Annotated in this window: 25 protein-coding genes, 1 other RNA gene and 1 pseudogene; 9 read left to right on the top strand and 18 right to left on the bottom strand. The window is 59.2% G+C overall.

The genetic code is table 11. The features are described 5' to 3' along the window. Window positions 1-84: 84 nt before the first annotated feature. The 3 genes from murJ to SHIM_RS11955 are packed head-to-tail and all read right to left on the bottom strand — an operon-like array spanning window position 85 to window position 5559. On the bottom strand, window positions 85-1629 hold the full coding sequence (gene murJ / locus SHIM_RS11945; protein WP_054002858.1) for a murein biosynthesis integral membrane protein MurJ: 1545 nt from the start codon (window positions 1627-1629) through the stop codon (window positions 85-87). After that, the gene (locus tag SHIM_RS11950; protein WP_082358376.1) at window positions 1626-4433 is read right to left on the bottom strand and encodes a [protein-PII] uridylyltransferase; all 2808 of its coding nucleotides are present in this window, start codon (window positions 4431-4433) and stop codon (window positions 1626-1628) included. The genes murJ and SHIM_RS11950 overlap by 4 nt, the downstream gene beginning before the upstream one ends. Further along, on the bottom strand, window positions 4393-5559 hold the full coding sequence (locus tag SHIM_RS11955) for a penicillin-binding protein activator (protein ID WP_054002859.1): 1167 nt from the start codon (window positions 5557-5559) through the stop codon (window positions 4393-4395). The genes SHIM_RS11950 and SHIM_RS11955 overlap by 41 nt, the downstream gene beginning before the upstream one ends. Window positions 5560-5653: 94 nt before the next feature. On the opposite strand from SHIM_RS11955, the gene rsmI reads away from it, so the two are divergent. The 3 genes from rsmI (at window position 5654) to gshB (ending at window position 7980) form a co-directional block, all read left to right on the top strand. Further along, complete coding sequence (rsmI, locus tag SHIM_RS11960) at window positions 5654-6520, top strand: 16S rRNA (cytidine(1402)-2'-O)-methyltransferase (protein ID WP_054002860.1); 867 nt, start codon at window positions 5654-5656, stop codon at window positions 6518-6520. 136 nt (window positions 6521-6656) lie between these two features. Then, window positions 6657-6983, top strand: a complete 327-nt coding sequence (locus SHIM_RS11965) for a YraN family protein (protein ID WP_054002969.1) — start codon at window positions 6657-6659, stop codon at window positions 6981-6983. 61 nt (window positions 6984-7044) lie between these two features. Further along, window positions 7045-7980 (top strand): glutathione synthase, encoded by a 936-nt coding sequence (gene gshB, locus SHIM_RS11970; RefSeq protein ID WP_054002861.1) that lies wholly within the window; start codon window positions 7045-7047, stop codon window positions 7978-7980. On the opposite strand, the gene SHIM_RS11975 is transcribed toward gshB, so the two are convergent. The 4 genes from SHIM_RS11975 to cobU all read right to left on the bottom strand — a co-directional run bounded on the left by SHIM_RS11975 (window position 7977) and on the right by cobU (window position 11592). After that, a complete protein-coding gene (locus SHIM_RS11975) occupies window positions 7977-9488 on the bottom strand; it encodes a YifB family Mg chelatase-like AAA ATPase (RefSeq protein WP_054002862.1) in 1512 nt (503 codons plus the stop codon). The two genes, gshB and SHIM_RS11975, sit on opposite strands and share 4 nt — an antisense overlap. 85 nt (window positions 9489-9573) lie before the next feature. Beyond that, on the bottom strand, window positions 9574-10440 hold the full coding sequence (locus tag SHIM_RS11980) for a glutathione S-transferase (protein ID WP_054002863.1): 867 nt from the start codon (window positions 10438-10440) through the stop codon (window positions 9574-9576). A gap of 58 nt (window positions 10441-10498) precedes the next feature. Then, complete coding sequence (locus tag SHIM_RS11985) at window positions 10499-11074, bottom strand: histidine phosphatase family protein (protein ID WP_082358377.1); 576 nt, start codon at window positions 11072-11074, stop codon at window positions 10499-10501. Then, window positions 11071-11592, bottom strand: a complete 522-nt coding sequence (gene cobU / locus SHIM_RS11990) for a bifunctional adenosylcobinamide kinase/adenosylcobinamide-phosphate guanylyltransferase (protein WP_054002864.1) — start codon at window positions 11590-11592, stop codon at window positions 11071-11073. Before cobU ends, SHIM_RS11985 begins: the two co-directional genes overlap by 4 nt. A 136-nt stretch (window positions 11593-11728) precedes the next feature. Here cobU and SHIM_RS11995 point away from each other — a divergent pair, with 136 nt between their 5' ends. From SHIM_RS11995 to SHIM_RS12015, 5 genes are all read left to right on the top strand, one after another. Then, window positions 11729-12535, top strand: a complete 807-nt coding sequence (locus tag SHIM_RS11995) for a ChaN family lipoprotein (RefSeq protein WP_054002865.1) — start codon at window positions 11729-11731, stop codon at window positions 12533-12535. A gap of 71 nt (window positions 12536-12606) precedes the next feature. Further along, window positions 12607-13797, top strand: coding sequence for a bifunctional phosphopantothenoylcysteine decarboxylase/phosphopantothenate--cysteine ligase CoaBC (gene coaBC, locus SHIM_RS12000; protein WP_054002971.1), 1191 nt, complete (start codon window positions 12607-12609; stop codon window positions 13795-13797). 49 nt (window positions 13798-13846) lie between these two features. Continuing rightward, a complete protein-coding gene (gene dut, locus SHIM_RS12005; RefSeq protein ID WP_054002866.1) occupies window positions 13847-14314 on the top strand; it encodes a dUTP diphosphatase in 468 nt (155 codons plus the stop codon). Next, on the top strand, window positions 14314-15375 hold the full coding sequence (locus SHIM_RS12010) for a HesA/MoeB/ThiF family protein (protein WP_054002867.1): 1062 nt from the start codon (window positions 14314-14316) through the stop codon (window positions 15373-15375). The genes dut and SHIM_RS12010 overlap by 1 nt, the downstream gene beginning before the upstream one ends. Before the next feature lie 104 nt (window positions 15376-15479). Next, a complete protein-coding gene (locus SHIM_RS12015; protein WP_054002868.1) occupies window positions 15480-17492 on the top strand; it encodes a M3 family metallopeptidase in 2013 nt (670 codons plus the stop codon). A 195-nt stretch (window positions 17493-17687) separates the two neighbouring features. Here the strand turns inward: SHIM_RS12015 and SHIM_RS12020 are convergent, their stop codons facing one another. From SHIM_RS12020 to SHIM_RS12045, 6 genes are all read right to left on the bottom strand, one after another. After that, window positions 17688-18314 (bottom strand): inner membrane-spanning protein YciB, encoded by a 627-nt coding sequence (locus SHIM_RS12020; protein ID WP_054002869.1) that lies wholly within the window; start codon window positions 18312-18314, stop codon window positions 17688-17690. 10 nt (window positions 18315-18324) lie between these two features. Beyond that, window positions 18325-19227: an EamA family transporter gene (locus SHIM_RS12025; protein WP_054002870.1), complete on the bottom strand. Its 903-nt coding sequence runs from the start codon at window positions 19225-19227 to the stop codon at window positions 18325-18327. A 10-nt stretch (window positions 19228-19237) separates the two neighbouring features. Further along, the gene (gene ftsY / locus SHIM_RS12030) at window positions 19238-20506 is read right to left on the bottom strand and encodes a signal recognition particle-docking protein FtsY (RefSeq protein ID WP_054002871.1); all 1269 of its coding nucleotides are present in this window, start codon (window positions 20504-20506) and stop codon (window positions 19238-19240) included. Window positions 20507-20556: 50 nt separating this feature from the next. Then, window positions 20557-21234, bottom strand: coding sequence for a lysoplasmalogenase (locus SHIM_RS12035; RefSeq protein ID WP_152926533.1), 678 nt, complete (start codon window positions 21232-21234; stop codon window positions 20557-20559). Window positions 21235-21351: 117 nt separating this feature from the next. Continuing rightward, window positions 21352-21603, bottom strand: coding sequence for a DUF6552 family protein (locus SHIM_RS12040; protein WP_054002873.1), 252 nt, complete (start codon window positions 21601-21603; stop codon window positions 21352-21354). Next, entirely contained in the window at window positions 21593-22297 is a 705-nt protein-coding gene (locus tag SHIM_RS12045; RefSeq protein ID WP_054002874.1) for an SDR family oxidoreductase, read from the bottom strand. Before SHIM_RS12045 ends, SHIM_RS12040 begins: the two co-directional genes overlap by 11 nt. A 99-nt stretch (window positions 22298-22396) precedes the next feature. On the opposite strand from SHIM_RS12045, the gene SHIM_RS12050 reads away from it, so the two are divergent. Further along, entirely contained in the window at window positions 22397-23269 is an 873-nt protein-coding gene (locus SHIM_RS12050; protein WP_054002875.1) for a LysR substrate-binding domain-containing protein, read from the top strand. A gap of 48 nt (window positions 23270-23317) precedes the next feature. Here SHIM_RS12050 and rnpB read toward each other — a convergent pair. The 5 genes and pseudogenes from rnpB to gatC form a co-directional block, all read right to left on the bottom strand. Further along, an RNA gene (gene rnpB / locus SHIM_RS12315) (RNase P RNA component class A) lies at window positions 23318-23694 on the bottom strand. Window positions 23695-23747: 53 nt separating this feature from the next. Continuing rightward, window positions 23748-24224: pseudogene (locus SHIM_RS12055) on the bottom strand (N-acetylmuramoyl-L-alanine amidase); the annotation flags it as partial. 3 nt (window positions 24225-24227) lie between these two features. Beyond that, the gene (locus SHIM_RS12060; RefSeq protein ID WP_054002876.1) at window positions 24228-25043 is read right to left on the bottom strand and encodes a hypothetical protein; all 816 of its coding nucleotides are present in this window, start codon (window positions 25041-25043) and stop codon (window positions 24228-24230) included. 38 nt (window positions 25044-25081) lie between these two features. Continuing rightward, window positions 25082-26569, bottom strand: coding sequence for an Asp-tRNA(Asn)/Glu-tRNA(Gln) amidotransferase subunit GatA (gene gatA, locus SHIM_RS12065; RefSeq protein ID WP_054002877.1), 1488 nt, complete (start codon window positions 26567-26569; stop codon window positions 25082-25084). A gap of 46 nt (window positions 26570-26615) precedes the next feature. Beyond that, window positions 26616-26903 (bottom strand): Asp-tRNA(Asn)/Glu-tRNA(Gln) amidotransferase subunit GatC, encoded by a 288-nt coding sequence (gene gatC, locus SHIM_RS12070; protein ID WP_054002878.1) that lies wholly within the window; start codon window positions 26901-26903, stop codon window positions 26616-26618. Window positions 26904-26917: the final 14 nt, after the last annotated feature.

Consider the following 26917-nt stretch of genomic DNA (forward strand, 5'->3'; position numbering starts at 1 on the left):
TTTCCCTTTTGCGATTATGTGGGGATGTAACGTCGTACAAAGGGTGTATGGCAATGGTTTTCTTTGTTCGGTGTGTTCCGCGTGTCAGCTGCCCCGTCGGGCCGCACCGCGCAGATCGGACATGGAAAATGCTCCGGTGACACGGGCAACGGCAAAATAGATCAGCCCGCCAGCCACAATCAGCATGGCCAAGGCCAGATAGCGCCATCCCGGACTGCCAAGCCAAGGGATCAGAACAATCCACAGCATCCAAAGCACGGCGCCCATAAGCGCACTGGAGAAAACGATCCGCCAAAGACGCTTGCGCAGCCGGGTGTCAAATTTCGCGGTGTCGCCAAATTTCCGGGCGCCAAAACCAAGTTGCGCGATCATCACCCAAGCCGACACCGTGGCGGCGATGGCCGGTGCCAGCCATTCGATGAAGGGGGCAAGGCCAAAGGCCAGTGCGGCGTTTACCACCATCGCCCAGACCGCATACCGGAAGGGGGATTTGGTGTCAGAACGGGCGAAATAGAGCGGCTGCAGTAGTTTTTGCAGTACGAACGCGGGCAGACCCACGGCGTAAATCGACAGGGCCACCGCAATTGCCGCGCTGTCATCCGGGCCGGTTTGTCCGCGCTCAAACAACACAGACACGATCGGCAGCGGCACCACGAGGAAGGCGACCGCACAAGGAATTGTCAGGAACATCGCGAATTCGGTTGCGCGGGAGAAGGCGTTTTTGGCTCCTGCGTCGTCGCCCGCCTTGAGACGGCGCGCGAGATCAGGCAACAAAACGATGCCCACCGCGATGCCAATCACACCCAGCGGGAGTTGATAAAGCCGGTCCGCGGCATAAAGCCAGCTAACCGCGCCTTCATTCGCAGAGGCCACAATCTGGCCGACCACAAGGTTGATCTGCATAACGCCTGAGGCCAGTGCGGCGGGAACTGCGACCCTGACCATTTTTCCCATCTCAGGCGACGGACGCGGCACGCGCAGAGAAATGCGTGCTCCGGCACGATAGGCGGCGGTCCAGACCAGAGCGAGCTGGGCGACACCGGCGGCGGGAATGGTCCAGAGCAGCCAGTAGATGACGTTTTCGCCCATCCAGCTGCCAAGAACCAGCGCCGGTATCACCATGATATTGAGCAGCACCGGCGCGGCAGCAGCAGCGGCGAAATGGCCGCGTGCGTTCAGCACGCCGGAGAACAGAGCGGCGAGGGACATAAAGACGATGTAGGGAAAGACGATGCGGCCATAGCCAACGGTCAGGTCAAACCGCGCGTCATTGGAAAACCCTTCGGCTGTGGCCCAGACCAACGCGGGCATGAAGATCATGGCGAGCGCCGTCAATGTGAGCACGACCAGCGCAAGCCACGACAAAGCATCGCTGGCAAAGCCGTCGGGATCTTCGTCGCCCTCGTGTTTCTTGGAATACATCGGCACGAAAGCAGCGTTGAAGGCCCCTTCGGCGAAGAAACGGCGAAACATGTTGGGAAGGCGGAAGGCCGCCACAAAGGCGTCCATCACAGGGCCGGGGCCAAGATAGCCAAGCAGAAGGATTTCGCGCACGAAACCCAAAACACGGCTAAGCAGCGTCCAGACCCCTACGGTCAGAAACCCTCGTATCAGGCGGATCGGTTTCAAGCTGTAGCCCTTTCGACGCCCTGTTCAATCGCTTCGCGCAGCTTTTTCTCCAAGGTTTTCTGCTTGTGTGCCGCGTGAAATTTCAGCCCGAACATGTCTTTGACGTAGAAGGTGTCGACCACCTGTTCGCCGTAGGTCGCGATAACGGCGGAAGCGATGTAGACGTTGGTGTTGGCGAGAGTGCGGGTGAGATCGTAAAGCAGACCCGGCCGATCGCGGGTGTCGACCTCGATGATGGTGTAGATCTCTGAGCCTTCGTTGTCGAAGATGACGGTGGTGGGCACCCTGAAGGCGCGTTCGCGTTTTTTGATCACGTCGCGCGACTTCATGGCGTCGCGGGTGACAACCTCTCCCTTGAAGGTTTTTTCAATCATCTGGCGCAGGCGCGGCAGGCGGCTGGACTCGTAAGGTTTGCCCTCGGCGTCCTGTATCCAGAAGGCAGCAGTCGCGTGGCCGTCTTTGGAGGTGAAGGTCCGGGCGTCAACGATATTTGCGCCCACAAGCGCCAGCGCGCCGCACATGCGTGAAAAGATGCCGGGGTGATCGGACATCGCAAAACACGCCCTCGTGGCGTCGCGGTCGTCGTCGGGGTGCAAATCGATGCGGATTTCATCGTTGGGTATGTCGCGCAGCAGTTCGGCAAAGACTTTGTGCGCGGTGATGTGCAAACCTTGCCAGTAGGGATCGTAGTGCCGCCCGGTCTCTTTCTTGAGATCCTTGGCTGGCCAATCCGCCAGTTCCGCGCGCAACAGCTTTTTGGCGTTGGTGCCACGGTTTTCGCGAGTGATGGCTTCCATGCCGTCCTCGAGCACCAGTTTGGTTTGGCCGTGCAACGCGCGCAGCAGAACGGCTTTCCAATTGTTCCACGTGTTTGGGCCGACACCACGAATGTCACACACTGTCAGAACCGTCAGCAGGTTGAGGCGTTCCACGGTTTTCACCGCTTTGGCAAAGTCGCGCACAGTGCGTGGGTCGGCGATGTCGCGTTTCTGCGCCATGTCCGACATCAAAAGGTGATGGCGCACCAGCCATTCTACCGTCTCGACCTCGGATTTGTTCAAGCCCAGGCGTGGCGCGACTTTGCGCGAGATTTGCGCCCCCAGAATAGAGTGGTCAATGTCGCGGCCTTTGCCGATGTCATGCAGCAGCATGGCAACCATCAGAACCTTGCGGTTGATGCCGGTTTTCAGGATTTCCGAGCTGAGCGGCAGTTCGTCCTGCAGCTCTTCTTTCTCGATATGGGTGAAATTGGCGATCACCTGAATGGTGTGCTCATCCACGGTGTAGGCGTGATACATGTTGAACTGCATCATCGCGACGATGGGTTCGAATTCGGGAATAAACGCGGCGAGGACGCCCAATTCGTTCATCCGGCGCAGGGCGCGTTCGGGGTTGCCATGCTTTAGCAGCAGATCAAGAAAGATGCGCCGCGCTTCTTTGTTGGCACGCAGATCATCGTCGATCAGTTGCAGGTTGGCCGTCACCAGACGCATGGCGTTCGGGTGGATCAGCATGCCGGTACGCAGACCCTCTTCAAACAGGCGCAACAGGTTGAGGGGGTCGGCAAGGAACGTGTCGGCGTCCGCCACGTCCAGGCGGTTGTGGATCACTTGATAGCCGGCTTTGACGCGCGGGCGTCGGCGGAAAATGCGTTCCATCAGCGGAGCTGCCTTGGCGTGGTCCGCCTCCAGCTTGGTCAGGATGATCCGTGTCAGGTCGCCCACGGAGGTCGCGTGGCGGAAAAAGTCCTGCATGAAGTGTTCGACCGCACGGCGTCCACCGGTGTCTTTGTACCCAAGCGCATCGGCGACCTCGACCTGCACATCAAACGTGAGCTGCTCTGAGGGGCGGCCTGCAATCAAATGCAGGTGACCGCGTACCGCCCAAAGGAAACTTTCAGCCGCGATGAAGTTTTCCAGCTCGTCATCGCTTAGCACATCGAGTGCGACAAGTTCCTGTACCTCAGAGACGTGGTAGACGTATTTGGCAATCCAGAAGAGCGATTGCAGATCACGCAGCCCGCCTTTGCCTTCTTTGACGTTGGGCTCCACCACATAGCGTTGACCCTGTTTCAGGTGTCGATTGTCGCGTTCTTCAAGCTTTGCGTCGATGAATTCACGCTCGCTCCCTTTGAAAAGCTCGTTTTCCAGCCGTTCTGCCAGCTCTTGGGCCAGTGATGCGTCCCCCAACAGGTAGCGATGTTCAAGCAGTGCTGTGCGGATGGTGAAATCCTCGCGACCCAGACGCAGGCAATCGCGCACGGTGCGAGAGGCGTGGCCAACCTTTAGGCGCAGATCCCAAAGGATATAAAGCATGGTTTCGATCACGCTCTCGGCCCAAGGGGTGATCTTGTAAGGCGTCAAAAACAGCAGATCGACATCAGACTGCGGCGCCATTTCGCCACGGCCATAGCCACCCACAGCCAGTAGCGACAACCGTTCGCCCTCTGTCGGAGTGTGCGCCGGATGCAGACGTTCGGTGGCCACGAAAAAGGCGCTGCCGATCAGGCAGTCGGTCAGCCAAGTATAAGACCGGGTCATCTCGCGTGCAGCCCAAGGTTTGGCGCGGAAGGCGTCGGCGATGGTGGTCATCGCCGCCTTGCGCCGCACCAACAGGATTTTGACCACTTCGCCACGCCGCCCGTCGAAGCCGTCTTGTGCAAAGAGGGCATCAAGTTCGGCAAGCACGGCAGCGCGGTCAAAGATCTCGTCAGCGGCGCAGATCAACCCCGCCGCGGGTACTGGTGGGACAATGGAGCCGGTTTTAGAGGCCAGCGCCTCCGAATCGTTGTGGGGCTGGGTCAATGATTACCACCTTCTTGTCGCGGATTGTGGCCACGGCCAGCCCACGTTCATTCGTACCATCGGCGCGCAGGCGGAAGATGCCATTCACGCCCTGAAAACCGGCGCCCTGTGTCAAGGCGCTTGTGGTCAATGCATTGCTCTTGCCAGCTTTGACCAGTGCGCCAATCGCCGCAATGCCATCATAGGCCAGCCCGCCAATCGGATGCGGCAGGCCTCCGTATGCCTGAGCATAACGGGTTTGGAATTGCTGCGTCAGATTAGGATCGGGCAGGGCAAACCAGCCGTTTTGCACACCCGGCAGTTCCAGCGTCTGGCTGGGGATGTCCCAGCGGGTCAGGCCCATAAACTGTGTTGTAGCGGGGCTGAGACCGGCCTCTGGCAGAAGCTGTGTCATCAAAGGCAAGGCGCCTGATGTGTTGGAGGTCAGGAAAATGGTGTCTGCGCTGTTGGCCTCTGCCTGCAGTTTGATTTGAGACACAGCAGCAATCACGCCCTCCTGAGAGAATTGGTAGCTTACGGATCCTGCCGCCTGTGCGCGTTGGCTGGCGATGGCGTTGTCGATAGCGATCTTTCCGAGGCGGCCGGCTTCGTTTTGAGCATGCACCACAAGGATGTTTGGTTTGCCGCTGCGCACGGAATAGTTGACGAGGCGGTCCGCCGTGTTCTGAAACGTTGGGCCAAGCACAAACAGGTTGCCGCCGGCGATCGAGGTGTTGTTGGAGAACGACAATACGTTGATGTTGCGGGAGGCAACCGCCTTGGCAGCTGCGTTCGCTGCCTCACCGAAAACCGGCCCGATGATGATCTTAGCGCCCTCGTTCACGGCCTGCACCGCCGAAGCGTGCGCAGTATTAGGGTCACCGGCTGTTGGATAAATCCGCAAGTCGATTTGAACGCCATCAAGGTCCGCAATGGCCAGTTTCGCTGCGTTTTCAAGGCTTTGCGCCAGAATGACGTCGCCAGTGTTGCTTGACCCATTGGGAACCAAAAGCGCAACAGGCACCGGATTTGAGGTGGAAATAGTTGGGCCACCGCCATCCGGCAAACAGGCCGCAAGCGTGAGCGCGGACAATCCGAGAACCGCCCCTGTCAAAAAACGTCGGGCGGGTTTAAAAAAAGACAACATCGGAATAACTCCATTCCCTGCTTGGGTGCGTTCGCTTGCGCGGTCGGCTATAGGTTTTGAGCGCGGATAATAAACGGATGAAAAGGCGGGTCCAGTGGGGAATCACCAGACGGAGAAATTGCAGCCGGGTTTGTACTTTGTCGCCACACCCATTGGGTCGGCGCGTGATATCACATTGCGGGGGCTCGATGTTTTGGCGTCTGCGGATGTGATCGCGGCTGAGGACACCCGCTCGATGAAGCGGTTGCTGGAGATTCACGGCGTGCCGCTGGGAGATCGGCCGGTGTTAAGCTATCACGACCATTCGGGTGAGAAAACGCGGACGAAACTGGTAGCGCACATTGCCGCTGGACGGTCAGTTGCCTACGCATCAGAGGCGGGCACGCCGCTTATCGCTGATCCGGGATATCACTTGTCTCGTGCGGTTGCGGAAGCTGGGCATCTGGTGACGTCCGCGCCGGGACCTTCGGCGATCATCACGGCCTTAACTTTGGCTGGCCTGCCAACGGATGCGTTTTTCTTTGCGGGTTTTTTGCCCAATGCCCGCGCGGCGCGGCGCAAAGCGATGCAGGCCGTCGCGGCGGTTCCTGGAACTTTGGTGTTTTACGAATCGCCAAAGAGAATTGGCGCAATGCTGGCGGATGCCGTGGAGGTCTATGGCCCTGACAGGGCGGGGGCTGTGGCGCGTGAGTTGACCAAGAAATTCGAAGAGGTGCGCCGAGGCACGCTCGCGGAATTGTCGGCGAGCGTTCAGGAAGCGCCACCTAAAGGGGAAATCGTTGTCTTGATCGAGCGGACCCCGGTTCGAGCGGCCAGTGAGGAAGTTATCGAAGAGGCTTTGCGCGAGGCGCTGAAGACCCTGTCTGTGCGTGATGCGTCAGCCGAAGTTGCGGAGACATTTGGTGGGCATAAACGAAGTATTTACCAAATAGCCCTGAAACTGAAGAAGGATCAGGGGTAATGTGATACCCTTGAGATGCCCTATTTTTTGTGTTTGGCGAGGTTTTGCCGTGTCTGATCAGGTTGAAAACGATGAGGGTGAAGTCGCGCCTCAGTCAAACCGAAAACACCGTGGGCAGAAAAATTTTTTGTCTGGAATGGCAGCTGAGGCAGCGGTGGCGCGCGCCTATGAAGCTGCAGGTATGGTCATTCTTCGACGTCGTTGGCGTGGTCGTGGCGGCGAAATTGACCTTATTGTGCGCAATGGCGCGGAAATCATTTTTGTTGAAGTAAAGAAAAGCCGTGATTTTGCGCGCGCATCGGAACAGCTTCGGCCACGTCAAATGGCCCGCCTGATGCGGGCTGGGGAGGAATTTGTCGGAGGTGAGCCTGCAGGGCTGCTGACGCCGATGCGGTTTGACGTGGCCTTGATGGATGATCAGGGCCGCATTCAAATTCTAGAGAATGCTTTGTGCGCCGCTTGAGCAGGCATTGCACCCGCCGACAGCTTGGGCCATGAAGAGGCATCAACGGAGGGTGCCGCCCATGAAAATCGCATTCCAGATGGACCCGATCCAGTCTGTGGACATCAACGCCGATAGCTCGTTTCGTATCGCCGAAGAGGCGCAGGCACGTGGCCATGAGCTATTTTACTATTCGCCCGACAAGCTTGCCTATGAAGAAGGTGAGATCACTGCGCGTGGTCATTGGATGACGGTGCAGCGGGTTGAGGGCGATCATGTGGCGCTGGGCCCGGAAACGGTTGTCTTGTTGAAAGATGTTGATGTTGTTTGGCTGCGGCAAGACCCGCCGTTTGATATGCACTATATCACGTCGACTCATCTTTTGGATCGACTGATGCCAGACACGTTGGTTGTGAATGACCCGTTTTGGGTGCGCAATTATCCTGAGAAGCTTCTGGTGCTGGATTTTCCGGACCTGACGCCGCCCACGACGATTGCGCGTGATCTGGACACCATCAAGGCGTTCAAGGAAAAGCACGGCGATGTTATTCTGAAGCCGCTCTATGGCAATGGCGGCGCAGGGGTTTTCCGGCTTGATGCGGGCGATCGCAACCTGACCTCGCTGCATGAGTTGTTCACTGGATTCAGCCGTGAGCCGCTGATTGTGCAGAAATTCCTGCCGGATGTTAGCAACGGCGACAAGCGTGTGATTTTGGTGGATGGCGAGCCGGTGGGGGCGATCAACCGCGTGCCCGCAAAAGGTGAAACGCGATCAAACATGCATGTTGGCGGGCGTCCTGAAAAGATTGGTCTGTCCGAACGCGATCTGGAAATTTGCGCAGCGATTGGACCGCTGTTGCGGGAAAAAGGCCAAGTGTTTGTCGGGATCGACGTCATTGGTGACTATCTGACGGAAATCAACGTGACCTCGCCAACTGGCATTCAGGAGCTGGAGCGGTTCGACGGGATCAACGTTGCAGGCAAAATCTGGGACGCAATCGAAGCCAAACGGGCCTAGGCGGTTTTTGTGGTAAGTCGAAAGCTGACTGCCTCCGCGACATGCGGGCGACGCACGGTTTCGGATCCTGCGAGATCGGCAATTGTGCGGGCCACACGCATCACGCGGTGATAGCCGCGCGCGGTGAGGCCATAAGTCTCGGCCACTTTGAGAAGCAGCGTGCGCCCCTCATCGTCTGGTGTGGCGATATCCTCGAGTATTTTCCCATGGGCGTCAGCGTTGGCGCGAATGCCGTCTGTTTCGGCAAAGCGGGCCAATTGCAGGTCACGCGCGGCGAGCACGCGCGCGGCGATGGTTGCAGATGTGTCGCCATCGGCGGGTAAGTCGAGGTCGGTGAAGCTGACGGGGGGCACTTCGATGCGCAGATCCAGCCGGTCCAGTAACGGACCTGACAGGCGGCCAAGGTAATCCTCGCCGCAATTGGGCACACGTGCGCAAGCCTGTGAGGGGTCAAACATATGACCGCACCGGCACGGGTTTGCGGCGGCGACCAGCATAAAGCGGCAGGGGTAGGTCACATGCGCATTGGCGCGCGCGATCATGACTTTGCCGGTTTCAATGGGTTGGCGCAGGGTTTCCAGAACAGGTCGGGCGAATTCGGGCAACTCATCCATAAAAAGAACGCCATTGTGCGCCAGCGAGATTTCACCGGGCGTTGCGCGGCGCCCACCGCCAACAATCGCGGCCATTGAGGCCGTGTGGTGGGGTTCGCGAAACGGGCGTGCGCGGGAGATGCCACCTTGATCCAAGATGCCAGCGACCGAGTGGATCATAGAGGTTTCCAACGCCTCGGCGGGGCTAAGCGGTGGCAAGATTGTTGGCAGGCGGGCAGCGAGCATGGATTTTCCGGAGCCCGGCGCACCAACCATAAACAGGTGGTGGCGACCTGCAGCAGCGATTTCCAGCGCGCGTTTGGCGCGCTCCTGACCTTTGACGTCGCGCATATCTAAAACGCTGACCGGACTTAGAACTTCGCCGGGGAGGGATGGCGGCAATGGCGATTGGCCGGAAAAATGACGGACCACATCGGCAAGCGTTTTGGCGCCAATCACCTGTGTAGCGGCGACCCACGCGGCTTCGGGACTGGAGGCGCTGGGGCACAGCAACGTTCGATCGTCTTGTGCTGCGGCCATTGCTGCGGGCAACGCGCCTGTCACAGCGACAAGTGTGCCGTCTAGCGACAATTCCCCGAGGCTGACGGAGCCCTCGGAGGCGTCTTCGGGGATAATGCCAAGTGCGGACAAAAGTGCCACGGCAATGGGCAGATCAAAATGGCTGCCCTCTTTGGGAAGGTCGGCTGGCGAAAGGTTAATGGTGATGCGTTTGGACGGCAACGCGATGGCCATCGAGGCCAATGCCGAGCGCACGCGATCACGGGCCTCGGAAACAGCTTTGTCGGGCAGGCCGACGATGGAGAAAGCCGGCAGCCCCGGGGTTACGGCACATTGCACCTCAACCTGATGCGCCTCTACGCCTTCGAACGCCACGGAATAAGCCCGTGAAACCATGACAAAACCCGCCCACCAATTAACGATTAACACTCGTTAATAAGGTTAGGCGGATCATGGTTAGCGAAGAGTTAATGCCGGTTTTTTAAAGCATCGCGACAAAGGCGGGCCATGCCGAGGGGTCCGCAACGGTTTTGTCCCGACAAAACGCGTTGCACATGCCAAAGGTGCGTCCATCCAGCTGCAAGAAATGTGTGGATGGTTTGCCGGAGTAGGGGCAATTGGCGTTCTCGGGCGTGCCGGTTTCGACGGCTGTTGCCGCCATTGGTTCAGGGCCGGGCCATGGACGGGTCGTGAAATCCTTTGCATACCAAGGCAAAGTCGCGCCATGCACCATCCCCATTGCCCGCCAACGTCGGAATGCCGGATCTGCAAGATGCGCGGCAACATAAGATTTGGCGTCCGGCCCGACAGGCAGGTTATAGCCCGCGATGCGCGCGGCCACGGGTGCGAACATGGCGTCGGCAACCGAAAAGTCGCCGCAAAGCCACGGGCCGGTCGGAGCGCAGGTGCTGCGGGCGTGGGACCAAATGGTTTCAAGGCGAGCAAGGTCGGCGCGGACTGCGTCAGACGGGGCAGCATCCTGATATGACAGGCGCAGGTTCATCGGGCAATCAGACCGTAACGCCATGAAGCCCGAGTGCATCTCCGCCGCGAGTGACCGTGCGGTTGCGCGGGCCTTGGGGTCGGTGGGCCAAAGACCGGCGTCGGGGTGGCGGCTGGCCAGCTCTTCGCCGATGGCGAGGCTATCGGAGACCACGGCACCCTCGGGTGTAACCATTGTAGGCACGGTTCGTGCGGGCGCGAATTGGGCCAACTGTTCGCCGACTGATTTGTCAGAGAAATCCACCATTGTTTGCACACGGGAGAGTCCAAATTTTTCAAACAAGAGCCAGCCGCGGAGCGACCATGAGGAATAGGCGTAATCGCCAAGAAGAAGCTGATATGTCATGCCCTTAGCTTAGCGCCGGTTCATTCATCGCCAAAGCCAAAGATTGTGGCGACTTCCATCACGCGATGTGATTGATGCGCTTGAGGGACCAGTCATCATCGATATGGATCGAGGTCACAGACAGATTGTCGATGCGGTGTGCGAAGACTTCGGACGCAGTAAGGCGTTCGGCGCGCTGAATCTGTGTGAGGATCACGCCGAAGTGCACAACCACAATCAGTTTTTGCCCCGCATGGTTGGTGAGCAGACGGTCGATGCCGCGATCGACGCGGGTGGTGACGTCATTCCAGCTTTCGCCGTTGGGAGGGCGCACATCGCCCGGGTGCTCCCAGTAGGCGCGGATGCGGTCAGGGTCTTCGGCTTCGATGTCTGTGAATTTCTTGAGCTCCCAATCCCCAAAATGGATTTCACGCAGATCGGCGTCGTGGGGCAGGCGAGTGCGGCTGCCCTGAATGGCATCGGCGGTTGTAATGGTTCGGGTCAGGTCCGAAGAGATGACAATGCCGTCCGTGGGTAATACATCTGACAGACGCGAGAGCGCCGCGGTGTCAGAAAGATCCGCAGGCAGATCGGACCAGCCAACCATGGTTTTGGCGTGGGTCGGCCCATGACGTACAAGGTGCAGTTCTGTCACGGCAAGTCTCCTTTGAGGACCATAGGCAGACCGGCCACAACCAGAACCGCGAGGTCGACCTGCGCGGCGATGGTCTGGTTCAATTGGCCTTGGGCGTCGCGGAATTGGCGGGCGAGTTTGTTGTCGGGCACGACGTCCAGTCCGACTTCGTTTGAAACCACAACAACGCGGCCTTTGCAGGTCGCGAGCGCATCCAAGAGCTTGTCGGTTTCTACTGGTAGATCGCTTTCAGCGAGCAGGTGATTGGACAGCCACATCGTGGCGCAGTCCAGCAAAACCACTTCGGATTCCGAGATTTGCGTGAGATCATCGGCGGTGTTCAGCGGTGTTTCGATGGTGCGCCAGTTGGTGCCACGCTGCGCCAAATGCGCGGTCACTTTGGCGCGCATTTCGTCGTCAAATGCTTGCGCGGTCGCGAGATACACACGCGGCGCGCCGGTGTTCACCACCAGCGACTCGGCAAATGCGGATTTTCCGGAGGAGGCGCCTCCTAAGATCAGGCTCAGTTTTGGCAGCATGTGTCATCCGTCTGTTGCGCTGGCGCGTAGATTGTCAAAAGATGGCGCAAGTGCAAGGGGCTGTGTGTTGGCATCACGGCGGGCGGGTTTGTGATTTTGTGGCGGCACGCGGTGTTAGGCCGGCGAAAGGAGCTTTATGAAACAGAGTGTTGCGTTGATGGCTTTTGCCATGTCGGTCGTCACGGGTGGTGCCGGTGCGGAAGAGATATTTGTTTCGGATTTCGGGGACTTGCCTCAGGCGCAGGTCGTTTTTCTCGGCGAAGTGCACGACAATCCGCACCATCATGACAACCAGGCGGCGGCGCTGGTGGCGATTGCCCCGAAAGCGGTGGTGTTTGAAATGTTGACGCATGAGAAGGCCGCAGCGGTAACGCCCAGTTTGCTAAGAGATCAGGCGAAACTGGCCAAGGCGCTGGATTGGGCGAACAGCGGTTGGCCGAGTTTTGAGATGTATTATCCGGTGTTTGCTGCCAGCGCGGGTGCGGAGATTTACGGCGCGCAGGTGCCGCGCGCGACAGCCCGCGCGGCTGTGATGGGCGAGGATTTGGCCGAAGCCTTTGGCGAAGGGGCCGAGCGGTTTGGGTTGCTTGCAAAATTGCCCGAAGCGCAACAGGAGGAGCGCGAAGCCAAGCAGATGGCGGCGCATTGCAACGCGTTGCCCGCGGAAATGTTGCCCGGGATGGTATTGGCACAGCGGCTGCGGGACGCGTCTTTGGCGCGCGCGGTGCTTGCCGCGCTGGAGGCCACAGACGGGCCGGTTGTGGTGATCACAGGCAACGGCCATGCGCGGACGGATTGGGGCGCACCTGCCTTGTTGCCACAAGAGGTCTCCATCTTATTGATCGCCCAGTTTGAGACCCCATCGCAAGGGCCGGAGCCGTTTGATAAGTGGCTGGTAACAGCCGCGGCGGAGCGCGAGGACCCTTGTGAGGCGTTCAAATAGAGCGAAGGTCGGCTTGTGTCGCGCGGGCGTGCGGCATAGGTTTGCAAAACTTGACACAAAAGGCCGACAACATGCTGACGGATAAGCGCATTCTATTGATTATTGCAGGCGGCATTGCCGCCTTTAAATCGCTTGATCTGATCCGGCGCCTACGGGAGCGCGGCGCGTGGGTGACACCCGTGCTGACACGTGCGGCCGAAGAGTTTGTGACGCCTTTGTCCGTGTCGTCGCTGGCGGGAGAAAAGGTTTATCGCGATCTTTTTGATCTGACCGATGAGGCCGAGATGGGGCACATTCAGTTGTCCCGTTCAGCGGATTTGATTGTGGTTGCGCCGGGTACGGCGGACCTGATGGCCAAGATGGCGAACGGGCTGGCCAATGACATGGCCTCGACGTTGCTTTTGGCGACAGATACCCCGGTTCTGGTGGCGCCTGCGATGAATGTTCGGATGTGGGAACACCCCGCAACACAGCGCAATCTGGCGACTTTGAGGGCGGACGGGGTGAGCATTGTCGGTCCCAATGAAGGCGATATGGCTTGCGGTGAATTTGGACCGGGGCGGATGTCGGAACCCCTTGAAATCGTTGCGGCAATTGAGGGCGCAATGAAGGTTGGCCCGTTGTCGGGGCGTCGTGTTCTGGTGACGTCGGGACCCACTCATGAGCCGATTGACCCGGTCAGATACATCGCCAACCGATCTTCTGGGGCGCAAGGCACGGCCATCGCGGAAGCGCTGGTGGCGCAAGGCGCGGACGTGGTGTTTGTGACCGGCCCTGCGGATGCCGCGCGGCCGCATGGCGTGCAATTGGTAGAGGTCGAAACCGCGCAAGAGATGATGCGGGCAGTGCAGGGCGCGCTGCCGGTGGACGCTGCGGTGTTTAGCGCGGCCGTGGCCGATTGGCGGGTCTCTAGCGCTTCTGACAGCAAGATAAAAAAGACCAAGGACGGCCTGCCGACTTTGGAATTTGCAGAAAATCCGGACATCCTTGCCACAGTGAGCCAAATGGCGGAAGGGCGGCCGGATCTGGTGGTTGGCTTCGCGGCGGAGACGGATGACGTGATTGAAAACGCAACCGCAAAGCGTTTGCGCAAAGGCTGTGATTGGATTGTGGCCAACGATGTGAGCCCGGAAACAGGGATCATGGGCGGCAGCGAAAATGCGGTGACGTTGATTTCCGATAAGGGCGCGGAGAGTTGGCCGCGCATGAGCAAAGGCGAAGTCGCGCGTCAGTTGGCGGAGCGGATCGCAAAAACGCTTTGATATCAGGATTTTGCGCTGACGGCGTAGGTGTTTTGGGGGAAGAAAAGTCATGACCAAGGTGCCCATCAAGTTGCGCTGGTTGGACGGGGCCGATCAAACCGTGGCCCTGCCGTCTTATGAGACAGTCGGGTCGGCGGGGGCGGATGTGCGCGCGAATTTTCCCGAAGATCAACGCAATGGCATCTCTCTGGCACCGGGAAAGCGGGCCTTGGTGCCCACTGGTTTGTCGCTTGAAATTCCCGCTGGATATGAGGTGCAGATGCGTCCGCGATCCGGTTTGGCACTGAAGCATGGGATCACGCTGCCCAATAGCCCGGGCACGATTGACAGTGACTATCGTGGACCCCTTGGTGTGATCGTCCTGAACGCGGGACAGGAAGCGTTTGAGATTGGCCATGGAATGCGCATCGCGCAGATGGTCGTTGCGCCGGTTTTGACCGCAAAATTTGAACTGCATCAAGACCTTAGCGCCAGTGAGCGTGGAATTGGCGGGTTTGGCTCGACGGGTGTCTCCTGATGCTTATGGTGTTGGCGATGGCGGCCGCAATCTGGGGCGTTGGGGCCTTGGCTGGCGCCCCCAGAAGGCTGCGCTGGACGATGATTGCTGTGCTGTACTTCGCGGTTCTCGGTCTGCATTTGGTGCTGGAAGAGGGGCATCCCTTGCGGATGGCAACCGGGGAATCCTCGGCGCTTTGGGCGATTTTGGGCGGGGCTGCCGCGTTGGTTCTGGTTTATCGAGAGGTGCTCAGCTGGTTGCGCGATAAGGCGGACGCCAATGCAAAAACCGCTGAGTCACAGGTCACCGACGGACCATTTTCTGACACCGAATTAAACCGCTATGCACGTCATATTGTGTTGCGTGAAGTCGGCGGATTGGGGCAGAAAAAACTGAAAGATGCCAAGGTGTTGGTCATCGGCGCTGGCGGGTTGGGATCGCCTGCGCTGCTGTATCTGGCAGCTGCGGGCGTTGGCACAATCGGGGTTGTGGATGATGATGTTGTCGACAACTCCAACCTGCAGCGGCAGGTGATCCATCCGGATCGGATGATTGGCGAGCCGAAGGTGTTTTCCGCGGCCGAGGCCATGACTGCGCAGAACCCGTTTGTCACCGTGAACCCCTATAACCGCCGCCTGAGCGCAGATGACGCAGCATCCTTGATTGGTGACCATGATTTGGTGCTGGATGGGACAGACAATTTCGACACTCGTTATCTGGTCAACCGAACCTGCGTTTCTTTGGGCAAGCCTCTGATTTCAGGTGCACTTTCGCAATGGGAAGGGCAATTGAGCGTGTTTGATCCGGCCAATGGCGCGCCCTGTTACCAGTGCATTTTTCCGACTGCCCCCGCGCCTGAATTGGCACCCAGTTGTGCAGAAGCCGGCGTGATAGGTCCCTTGCCAGGCGTTGTCGGTACGATGATGGCTGTGGAGGCGATCAAGGTCATCACTGGCGCGGGCGCGGTGCTGCGCGGTGAAATGATGATTTATGACGCATTGTGGGGCGAAACCCGCAAAATCACGCTGCGGCCACGGGCGGACTGTCCGACCTGTGGTGGGGCAAAATCGGCTTTTGTATAGCGGCTGTTTCACGTCGGTATCGCGTCGGTGCGGAAATGTGATGCGCACTCGATTGCAGCCCGGTGTTTGGCGACATAGGGTGGCGGCAAAAGGAGACTTTCGCCATGACCAATCCGCTGCTGAGTGACTGGACCACCCCGTTCAAAATCGCGCCATTTAATAAGATTGGCGATGCGGATTTTGCGCCGGCCTTTGAGGTGGCACTGGCAGAGCATCAGGCGGAGGTCACAGCGATTGCGGACAATCCAGAGGCTCCGACGTTTTCCAACACAGTTGAGGCATTGGAAGCGGCGGGCGTGGCGCTGGACAAAGTGTTGTCAGTGTTCTTTTCCGTCGCGGGGGCGGACAGCAACCCCGAGCGCGAGGCCTTGCAACGTGACTTTTCACCGAAGCTCGCAGCCCATAGCGCGGAGATTTCGTCAAACAAGGCGCTGTTTGACCGGATCGCCACCGTTTGGGGGGCACGCGATGAGTTGGACCTGACAGAAGAACAGCAACGCGTTTTGATGCTGACCCATCGTGGGTTTGTGCGCGGAGGCGCGGCGCTTGACGGCGCAGAAGACGCGCGGATGAAGGAGATCAAGTCGCGTCTGGCGGTGCTGGGCACCGAATTCACACAGAACCTATTGGCGGATGAGCGCGAGTGGTTCATGCCGCTGACTGAGCAAGACCTTGAGGGTCTGCCGAACTTTGTGGTCGATGCAATGCGGGCGGCCGGGGAAGAGAAGGGCGCGGATGGGCCGGTTGTGACGTTGTCGCGATCGGTGATCGTGCCATTTTTGCAGTTCTCGCCGCGTCGGGATTTGCGAGAGATTGCATTTGCGGCTTGGGCAGCACGTGGCGCCAATGGCGGGAAAACTGACAATCGGGCAATTGCGGCGGAAACACTGGCTTTGCGCGAAGAACGGGCGAAGCTGTTGGGCTACGACAGTTTCTCAGATTTCAAGCTGGAGACCGAGATGGCCAAAACGCCCGCAGCGGTGCGCGCGTTGTTGATGGCGGTTTGGGAACCGGCGAAAGCGCGGGCCGAAGCGGATGGCGCTGTGTTGACCGAGATGATGCACGGCGATGGCATCAACGGCGATCTGGAGCCATGGGATTGGCGGTATTACGCAGAGAAGCGTCGCAAAGCCGAGCATGATCTCGATGAGGCAGCGCTTAAGCCATACCTGCAATTGGAGCGCATGATTGAAGCGAGCTTCGCCTGCGCGACGCGGTTGTTTGGACTGACGTTCAAGGAGCTCGATGTGCCGCTCTACCATGCGGATTGCCGGGCATGGGAAGTGACGCGTGACGGGTCGCATGTGGCTGTGTTTATCGGTGACTATTTTGCACGCGGCGGAAAGCGGTCCGGGGCGTGGTGTTCCGCGATGCGGGGGCAAGCGAAATTCCCTGAGGTGCAGGGGCCAGTTGTGATCAATGTCTGCAATTTCGCAAAAGGTGATCCGGCGCTGCTGAGCTACGATGATGCGCGCACGTTGTTCCATGAGTTTGGGCACGCGCTGCATCAGATGTTGTCAAACGTGACCTATGAAAGCGTGTCGGGCACATCCGTGGCACGTGATTTTGTGGAATTGCCAAGCCAGCTTTATGAGCATTGGCTTGAGGTGCCGGAAGTGCTGGCAGAATTTGCCACACATGCCGAGACCGGTGAGGCGATGCCGCAGGACATGCTGGAGAAAGTCCTCGGCGCTGCGAATTTCGATCAGGGATTTGCGACGGTGGAATACGTCGCTTCGGCGTTGGTGGATCTGGCGTTTCATGACGAGGCGGCGCCAGCTGACCCGATGGCGAAACAGGCGGAGGTTCTGGCCGAACTGGGCATGCCGCGCGCCATCACGATGCGCCACGCAACGCCGCAGTTTGCGCATGTCTTTGCTGGCGATGGTTATAGCTCTGGCTACTACAGCTATATGTGGTCCGAAGTGATGGATGCGGATGCGTTCGAAGCCTTTGAAGAAGCGGGCGACCCGTTTGATGCGGCGACAGCCAAAGCGCTGGAAACCCACATCCTGTCAACTGGCGGCACCGTCGAAGCAGATGCGCTTTATGAGCGGTTCCGCGGGCGGCTGCCGGGCGTGGAGGCTTTGCTCAAAGGGCGTGGACTGGCGGTTTAAAGCGCGCTCCCGCCCCTGCGGGTTGGGCTTGGCTCACGTCTGGCGACGTGAGCCTGAGGGGCGCGGCCCCTCGACCTGCGGTCTCACCCCGCCGCGCCTTCGCGCAAGCATCGCCCCATTCCTCTTCAGGTTTTTTTGTTCCCTAAATACCTCGGGGTTTCCACAGCACAGCTGTGGATTTGGGGCAGAGCCCCTTTAGGACGTTTCGTCTGTCTCTTCTGCGTAGTCCTGAAACACCTTGCCCTGCGTCATGAAGAACGCAAAAATCGCCGCCGTGAGGCCGAAGGTTTTGAAGTTCACCCACGCTTGCTCGCTCATCAGGCGCCAAACCAGTTCGTTGGCGATGGCGAGGCCAAAGAAGAATAACATGAGACGCTTGGTCAGGATCATCCAGCCCTCGTGTTTGAGAGGCATCATGCCTTCCATCACGTGACGCAAGTAGGATTGGCCGCGCATCAAACCCACCGCAAGGATGCCGCCAAACATCACGTAAAGGATCGTGGGCTTCATTTTGATGAAGCGTGGATCGTTCAGCCAGACCGTCAACCCGCCAAAGACCACCACAAGCACAAGCGTCATGACCTGCATTTTTGACAGATGGCCGGTGAGTTTCCACAAGATACCTGTTGTCAGGATCAGCAACGGTACAAACATCGCGGTCACAAGGATGAAGCCCTGATAGTCGGTGCCCCCCAAAGTGAAGGTGGCGTCTTTCAGGCGCATGTAGCCGATAAAGAACAGGACAATTGGGCCGAGTTCCAGACCCGTTTTAAGCCACGGGTTGATCTTCTTTTTGGTCGGTTCCGGCGTTTGCTCAGACATGGGCGCTCCTTTATCCTCCGAACTCAACTATCACAGCACCGAGTGCGATCAATGCCATAAGAGCGATGCGGCGCGGGCCAACGGTTTCTTTGAGCACCAGCCAACCGATCAGCGCGGCAAAAACCGGAGAGGTTTCGCGCAGCACAGCGGCTTCGCCAACGCTGTCCAGTCGGGTGGCCATCATGACAGAACCAAAGCTGGCAAAAGCCACCAGCCCGCCGATAAATCCCCGCACCATGAGAGGCCCCGGGGTGGGGGCGTCGACCATGGATCGCCAGCGCAGATACGCCAGCACCGGAAACACCAGCCCGTCGATGAAAAAGAACCACGCGAGGAAGGTGAAAGGGTTGGCGGTGGCACGGATGCCGTAGGCGTCAAAGGTCGTATAAAGTGCCACAAAAAAGCCGGTGAAGACAGCGATCACCATAGCCGAGACCAGCGTTTCGCGGCCTTCTTTCATGAAGATCATGTTATAAATGGCGAGGCCAAGGATGCCGGACATCAGCACCGACACTCCAAGCCACTGCGTGCCGGTAAAGGTCTCACCAAAAATCAGGTAGGCGCCGATCACGGTGAAGAACGGGCCGATGCCGCGCACCACCGGGTAGACCACGGTATAAGCGCCTTTGGTGTAAGCCCAGCTTTGCAGAAATTTGTAACCCAGGTGGATCACAAAGGCGCCAGCAAAGATCGGCCACATGTGCGGTTCTGGCCACGGCACCACAAAGAAGGCAAATGGCGCGGCCATTGCAGCATAGGAAAAATCAATCGCGCCGCGGGTGAGCCAGGGATCGTGGCGGCCTTTTTGAAGCGCGCCAAAAACCGCGTGCAGGAAGGCGGCAGCAAGAGCGAGGACCAGAGCAAGCTGGGCACCGGCAGGCGTGCCCTCCAGAGAGACCAGCCATTCACTCATCGGTGCGTGCTCACCCTTTTTCCAAGCCGGTCAGTGCCGCTGCAAACTCTTCGGGATCAAAGGGTTGCAGGTCATCGATTTGCTCGCCCACGCCAATGGCGTGGATCGGCAGACCGAATTTGTCGGCAAGGCTGACGAGGATACCGCCTTTGGCGGTGCCGTCGAGCTTGGTCATCACAAGACCGGAAACATTTGCGAGTTTCTGGAAGGTTTCGACTTGGGAAATCGCGTTCTGACCGGTTGTGGCGTCGAGAACCAGCAAGGTGTTGTGCGGTGCGTCTGGGTCTTTCTTGCGGATCACGCGCACGATTTTGGCGAGTTCTTCCATCAGATCCTGACGGTTTTGCAGGCGACCTGCGGTGTCGATCATCAAAAGGTCGGCGCCGTCGGCTTCGGCCTTGGTCATGGCGTCAAACGCGAGGCTGGCCGGGTCAGAGCCTTCGGGTGCGGTCAGGACCGGCACGCCAGCGCGGTCACCCCAGACTTGCAGCTGTTCCACGGCGGCGGCGCGGAATGTGTCGCCGGCTGCGATCACCACCGATTTTCCGGCGTTGCGGAATTGGCTGGCGAGTTTGCCGATGGTTGTGGTTTTGCCGGAGCCGTTCACGCCGACAACCAGCACGACCTGCGGCTTGGAGGGATAAAGCGGCATCGGGCGGGCGACAGTGTCCATGATGCGGCTGATTTCGCCCGCAAGCAGTTCCTTGATCTCGCGAGACGACACGCGGCGGCCCATGCGGCCTTCGGCTATGTTGGCGGTCACGCGCAAGGCGGTGTCCACGCCCATATCCGAGGTGATGAGCAGCTCTTCGAGTTGCTCCAGCATGTCGTCGTCAAGTTCGCGTTTTACCTCTGTCGGGGCGGTGGTGCGGCCTGTCAGGCGGGCAAGCAGGCCGGGTTTGGCAGCAGGTGCCGGTTCCGGCGTGGCGGCGGTCTGCGGTGCAGGGGCCGGTTTGGCGGTTGGTTCAGGTGTTGGTTTAGGCGCCGCCGTGGCTGGCGCCGGTTCCGGGGTCGCAACGGGCTGAGGCGCGGGCTCAGGGACTGGCTCTGCGGCTGGAGTTGGGACGACGGGTTCCGGAAGTGGCGCTGGCGTTGGGTCGGGCGTCGGCTCAGGCTGTTTTTCCGCCTGTGGTTCAGGTGTGGGTTCAGGTGCCGCCGCAGGTTCAGGTGCTGCGACCGCCTCTTCTGCACCGCCGTCTTCGACAATGGCGTCCAGCCCTTCTTCGAGTTTGGAGCTGGATTTGAACAGCCGGTCTTTGAGCTTGGAAAAAAACGCCATCGGGGCCTCCGAAAAAAGTCTTCACTCCACTTAGTCTTATTCGCAAGGACTTAAAAGAGTGGCGTGGCCCAACCGCTGCCAGCAAGGATTAGGAACTGCCCGCCCGCATAAAGCAGCCAGAGCGCAACGGAGGCGGGGCGTTGCCAGCGCGAGCTGTCGGACATTCGAAACAGCTGCAGCGACAGGATGGTGTCGGACGCCAGAAAGGCAAACGCGCCAAAGGTGGCGAGCGGCAACCCGGGCAAGCCAAGTGCGGTGAGCCCCATGAGCGAAATGAGGATGACATAGATGCGCACCGGCCAGCGCATGTCGCCGGTAAACGGGATTAGCCAGCGTTCGGTTGAGAGCGCAAAAACGGCGATGGCGGCGATAAAGGCCCACGGCGCGTCCAGCGGGCCTGTGCCGAGCGTCCAGAAATGCACAACGTAGCCGACGTGGGCGGCAGCAAAGGCGATGAGGCCGATCAGGAAGGGGCGTTCGCCGTCGCGGGCCAGTGCGATGTCGCCGACGGCAGAGAGCAGGAGCGCAATGACGACGGCAGGGTGGCCGAAGCTGATCCATGCGGCCGCCGCGAAAGCAGGCATAGGGATGGCTTTGACGATGGTCTTGGCACGGCTAGGTGGGCGGTGGCAGAAAAACACCGCATAGATCAGAGCCGCAAGCAGGCCGACCCCGATGAAGACAAATTTTAGAGTCTGGCGCAGGGCGATGATTTCAAATGGTGTCATGAGGGCCTTGGATGGCTGATTTTCGGTGACCTTAGCGGTGACACGCTGAGGTGCAAACGAAAATGACCGCACCAAGGCGCCCCAGATGTTGTGTTCCCTAGGTAATGCAGGAGAAGGTCAACCGCTTGCCATTCCGGCGATCATTGCGCCCAAAGCAACCAAATGCACCAACATCAGCGCCTTGTCATTCCACATCGCTCCGACGGCGAACCATCCCAGCACGCCAATCAAGAACAGGTAGAGGTTCCAAGGTGTCCATCCGAACCCTGTTGCGGTGTAGCCCATGATTTGAATGATGGACGCGCCCCATTTGACTGCAAATACGATACGGTCATGCTGAGGTCTTTGGATCGCAATGTCAGACGGCACGGGTCAGTCCTCCGTCGATGCGCAGGTTCTGGCCCGTGATATAGCCACCGCCGCTGGAGGCGAGAAGAGAAATCACGGAGGATACTTCCTGCGTGTGGCCATAGCGCCCCATCGGGATGCGGGCTTTGCGATCTTCGGTTTCTGGCAGGCTGTCGATGAAGCCGGGCAGGACATTGTTCATACGAATATTGTCGGCGGCATATTTGTCCGAAAAGAGTTTGGTGAAAGCAGCCAATCCCGCGCGGAACACGCCAGACGTCGGGAACAGTGGGTCGGGTTCAAAGGCCGCAAATGTCGAAATGTTGATGATTGCTCCCCCGCCTTGGGACTGCATCAAAGGTGTAACCAGTCGGGTCGGGCGGATGATGTTCATCAGGTAGACTTCCATGCCGATGTGCCAGTCGTCGTCCGAGATTTCCAGCACCGGACCTTTGGGGCCATGGCCGGCAGAATTGACAAGGACGTCGACACGGCCCCATCGTTTTACAGCGCCGTCAACCAATGCGGACAGGGCGTCAGGATCGGTGTTGGACCCAGTCACGCCAAAGCCGCCCAATTCGGTTCCAAGCGCCTCGCCTTTGCCGGAAGAGGATAGGACGCCTACCTTAAATCCATCCGCGGCCAATTGGCGGGCGGCGTCCGCGCCCATTCCGCTTCCGCCAGCTGTGATGAGCGCAACTTTTACTACAGTCATTTGGTCTCTCCATTCTCAATTACCTATAATTATATGACTCTTTCGAAGAGTCCGCTCTTGAGAATTGATGTTTCCTGACTATAGCAATACTATTGTCAAATGAGCCAACTTCCTCCTTTGAACGGATTGCGCGCTTTTGACGTGGCTGGCCGCTGTCTGAATTTTCGGGCGGCCGCCGATGAATTGGGCGTTACGCAGGGGGCGGTTGCCCAGCATGTGCGTCAGCTTGAAGCTTATCTCGGCACCAAGTTGTTTGAGAGATTGCCCAAAGGGGTCGCGCTTACGTCCATCGGGCGGCGGTATCACGGGACGGTTGCGACTGCTTTTGAGGCGCTGCGCACTGCAACCGACGATCTGAAACCCGAACCGGGCAAAGTGCTGGTAAGTGTCACGCCGACGTTTGCGGCAAAGTGGCTGATCCCTAATCTGCCGGACTTTTCAGCCAGGCACCCCGAGATTGATCTTCGGATTTTGGCGACAGAAAAGGTATCAAGCTTTCATGGCGACGGGATTGACCTTGCGGTGCGGCAAGGCGAGCCGCCTTTTGGCGCGGCGCTGGAGGCCCATCTTTTGTTTCGGCAAGAGGTGATTGCGGTTGCCACACCGAGCCTTGTTGAGGGGCAGGGCTTGCCGGTTGACGCAGCGGTTTTGGCAAAACTGCCAAAGTTGCATGACACCCATGATCTTTGGCCTGAGTTCCTTAGGCTGAAGGATGTCGAGGACAAGAGCGGGCGGGGGTTGCGATTGAGCCAGACGTCTTTGGCCGTGGATGCCGCGCTTTTTGGGCAGGGGGTGGCATTGGTGAGCCGTTTTCTGGTGGCGGGCGATATCGCTGCCAAACGGCTGGTGCAGATCACGCCGGACACCATGCCCGGCAAGCAGGATTTCTATTTGCTTGCGGCGAGTAAAACCAAACACAACGCGGCAATCAACACTGCCATAACGTGGCTTTTGGCGCGCGCCGAAGAGTAAGGTGGTCTATGTGGCGCCCAAAATAGCGGATCGGGGCTCCAAATTAAAACGCGCAGAGGGCCTATAAGCCGGATTTTGTTCCCCGAAGTTGCCCTCGGTTCGATGACCATTCATCTTAAGCGCCTGTTGCCAGACGCCCTATAGCTGCCAACCCGGACCTGCTCGGGGCAAGGCGCCCCTGTGCTTGCGCACACGCGATCCCTATTTGGCATTGCTCCCGGTGGGGCTTGCCGTGCCGTCCCTGTTGCCAGGGCCGCGGTGGGCTCTTACCCCACCGTTTCACCCTTACTCCCGCAAGCGGGAGCGGTCTGTTCTCTGTGGCGCTTTCCCTTGGGTTTCCCCAGCCGGGCGTTACCCGGCACCGTTGCCTTATGGAGTCCGGACTTTCCTCTGACGTTGCCGCCCGCGGCCATCCAGCCCTCTGCGCTTGGCGGGTTTAGGGGGAATGAGGTGTGGGGTCAATGACGCGCGGCCAAGTCGCCAGCCCCTGCAATGCCAACCTTTGCCAATCAAATCGCGGGCCGGGATCGAATTTTCGACCGGGTGCCATGTCGGAATGTCCAATGACGCCTGTGGGGGCGATGGCCCAGCGGGTCATGATTGCGGGCAACAAGGCTTCTAGCGCGCTCATTTGAGGTTCGGAAAACGGATGTGTGCCGCGATTGTCCAGTTCAATGCCAATGGAGCGCGAGTTGATGTCTCTCTTGCCTTGCCATGATCCCGCGCCCGCGTGCCATGCGCGCATGTCTTCGGCTACCAACTGGAAAATGCGGCCTTTATCACAGATCAGGTAATGGGCGGACACTTCGGGCGCTGGATCGCAGAGACGGTCCAAAGCGGCCTCGGCTGTGTCCATCGCGGTGTAGTGCACGACAATGAATTCAGGCTTTAGCCCATCACGACGCGGGCCGAAATTAGGCGAAGGGCGCGCGATGATCTGCGGCGCAGAGGCCACGGATCAGTTGCCGGAAACTGAGCGGAACGGGGTCGGGTCCCAATCGCAGGCAAAACCGTCGCCATCAGGGTCCAGTCCAAGCCGGTCGCGTTTTGGGCCTCCTTTTTCAAGGAAGGCGATCTGAGCGAGGTCGGGACTTGCGAATTTGTTGCAGGCGGCTTGATGCTGGGCTGCGGTCTTGAGGCTTAATCGGTTGTGGGCCTTGGTGCCAACAGGATGGGAGGTCGACAGGGCGTAGGCCACGATGTTGGGACCGGTTGCGCCACTGCGGGTCGGCACAGCGCCGGTTTCCACGACGGTGTATTGCGCTTTGTTGCGTTCGCGTCGCGCAGCGTCGGCTTCGAGCGAGCGTCGGTCCTCGACGGCGCCAAAGTTGTTTTCGTCCGAGATGCCGGGGTTGGAAAACACTTCCGGTGCCGGATTGGACGGGCTGGCATGCAACGGTTCCTGACCCGAGTTGTTGGCGGAGGTTCTGAGGGCGGCCTGCGTTTCGGCTGCGATGTCCGCGGCTTCCGAAGTTGCCGGTGCCGTGGTCGGCAGCGGCGCAGTCTGTGTTGCGGGCGCAGCTGGAACCGCAGCAGCAGGCTGGGTCGCACTTAGGGGAGCTGCGGAGACAGGGGGTGGGGGGGGCACGGTTTCTTGCGACACGGCATGGGGACTGGGCAAAGCTGTGCCCGTCAGTTGAGAGTCACGCTTGGCGCGTGCCTCTGGCGAGTTGTGAACGTTGTCAAAGCCCACACCCGCCGCGCTGTCGGGAATTGCGGGCTGGCACGCTGCCAGCGCCACCAGGGCGCATCCTGTTAGGAAAATCCGTGTCATGTCTGCCGTGCCTGCTGTTTTTTAGCTTTGGCAGAGTTTTACCACCATTGCGCCGGTTTGGCTACAAAGCCTGCGGCCTGTTCGAGCGCGTAGGCTGTATTCAGCAGATCGCCCTCTTCCCATGGGCGGCCAATCAATTGCAGACCCAACGGCAAGCCCTGGCTGTCCAGGCCTGTTGGGACGGAAATGCCTGGCAACCCGGCGAGGTTCACGGTGACAGTGAAGACGTCATTGAGATACATCTGGATCGGGTCGGCGTCGGTCATTTCGCCAAGGCCAAACGCCGCAGACGGCGTGGCCGGCGTCAGGATCGCGTCGATGCCTTGGGCAAAGACGTTTTCGAAATCCTGTTTGATCAGCGTGCGCACACGACGGGCGCGGTTGTAGTAGGCGTCATAAAAACCCGCAGACAGCACATATGTGCCCACCATCACGCGCCGCTGCACTTCGTGACCGAAGCCTTCGGCGCGGGTTTTTTCATACATCTCGGTGATGCCATCGCCAGCACCCAAAGTGGCGCGATGACCATAGCGCACGCCATCATAGCGCGCCAAGTTGGACGACGCCTCAGCCGGGGCAATCACGTAATAGGCAGGCAGCGCGTATTTGGTGTGTGGCAGCGAGATATCGACGATTTCAGCGCCCGCAGCTTTGAGCATTGCGGTGCCGTCAGCCCAGAGGTTTTCGATCTCGGCAGGCATGCCGTCCATGCGGTATTCGGCCGGAATGCCGATTTTCTTGCCGCGGATATCGCCGGTCAGCATGGCTTCAAAGTTTGGCACCGCCAGATCAACCGAGGTGCTGTCTTTGGCGTCGTGGCCGCACATGGTCTCAAGCATGATGGCGGCGTCGCGCACGTCTTTGGTCATTGGACCCGCCTGATCGAGCGAGGAGGCAAAGGCAACGACGCCCCAGCGCGAGCAGCGGCCATAGGTCGGCTTGATGCCGGTGATGCCGGTAAACGCAGCAGGCTGGCGGATCGAGCCGCCAGTGTCGGTGCCGGTGGCGGCCAGACACAGGTCTGCGGCCACTGCGGAGGCGGAGCCGCCCGACGAGCCACCCGGGGTCAGTTGGGCGTCGTCATTTCCGCGGCGCCACGGGTTTACGGCGTTGCCATAGACCGAGGTTTCGTTGGAGGAGCCCATGGCGAATTCGTCCATGTTGAGCTTGCCCAACATGACGGCGCCGGCGTCTTCCAATTTCTGGGAGACGGTGGATTCATATTCCGGCTTGAAGCCTTCGAGGATGCGGCTCGCGGCTTGCGACGGCACGCCTTTGGTGCAGAACAGATCTTTGATGCCAATTGGCAGACCGCACATGTCCGGCGCATCGCCTTGTTTGATCCGCACGTCCGCAGCCTTGGCACGTTCAAGGGCGAGTTTGGGCGTCTTGTGCGCAAATGCGTTTAAAGCATCCGCCTTGTCTATGGCGGCCAAGAAAGTCTCGGTCAGTTCCACCGAGGACACGTCGCCGCTGCGCAATTTGTCGCGTGCGCCAGCAAGGGTGAGTTTGGTCAGATCAGTCATACGGGTGCGCCTTCTGGATATCGGGCAAAATCAGGGAAGGGGGACGTCAGTCAACCACCTTGGGAACAGTGAAGAAACCTTCACGCGCGTCGGGCGCATTGGACAGAACTTTGTCCTGCTGGTCGCCATCGTTCACCACGTCTTCGCGACGTTTCAGGCGCATCGGGGTGACAGAGACCATGGGCTCAACACCCTCAACATCCACTTCGTTGAGCTGTTCGATAAAGCCAAGCACAGCATTGAATTCCTGCGCCAGCGCGGGCAGCGCATCTTCTTCGACTTTGATACGGGCCAGTTTGGCCACTTTTGCGGCGGTGCTTTCGTCAATCGACATCGCTCAGACTCTCC

The organism is Shimia sp. SK013 (assembly GCF_001292625.1).
In the GTDB taxonomy this organism is placed as follows: Bacteria; Pseudomonadota; Alphaproteobacteria; order Rhodobacterales; family Rhodobacteraceae; genus Shimia.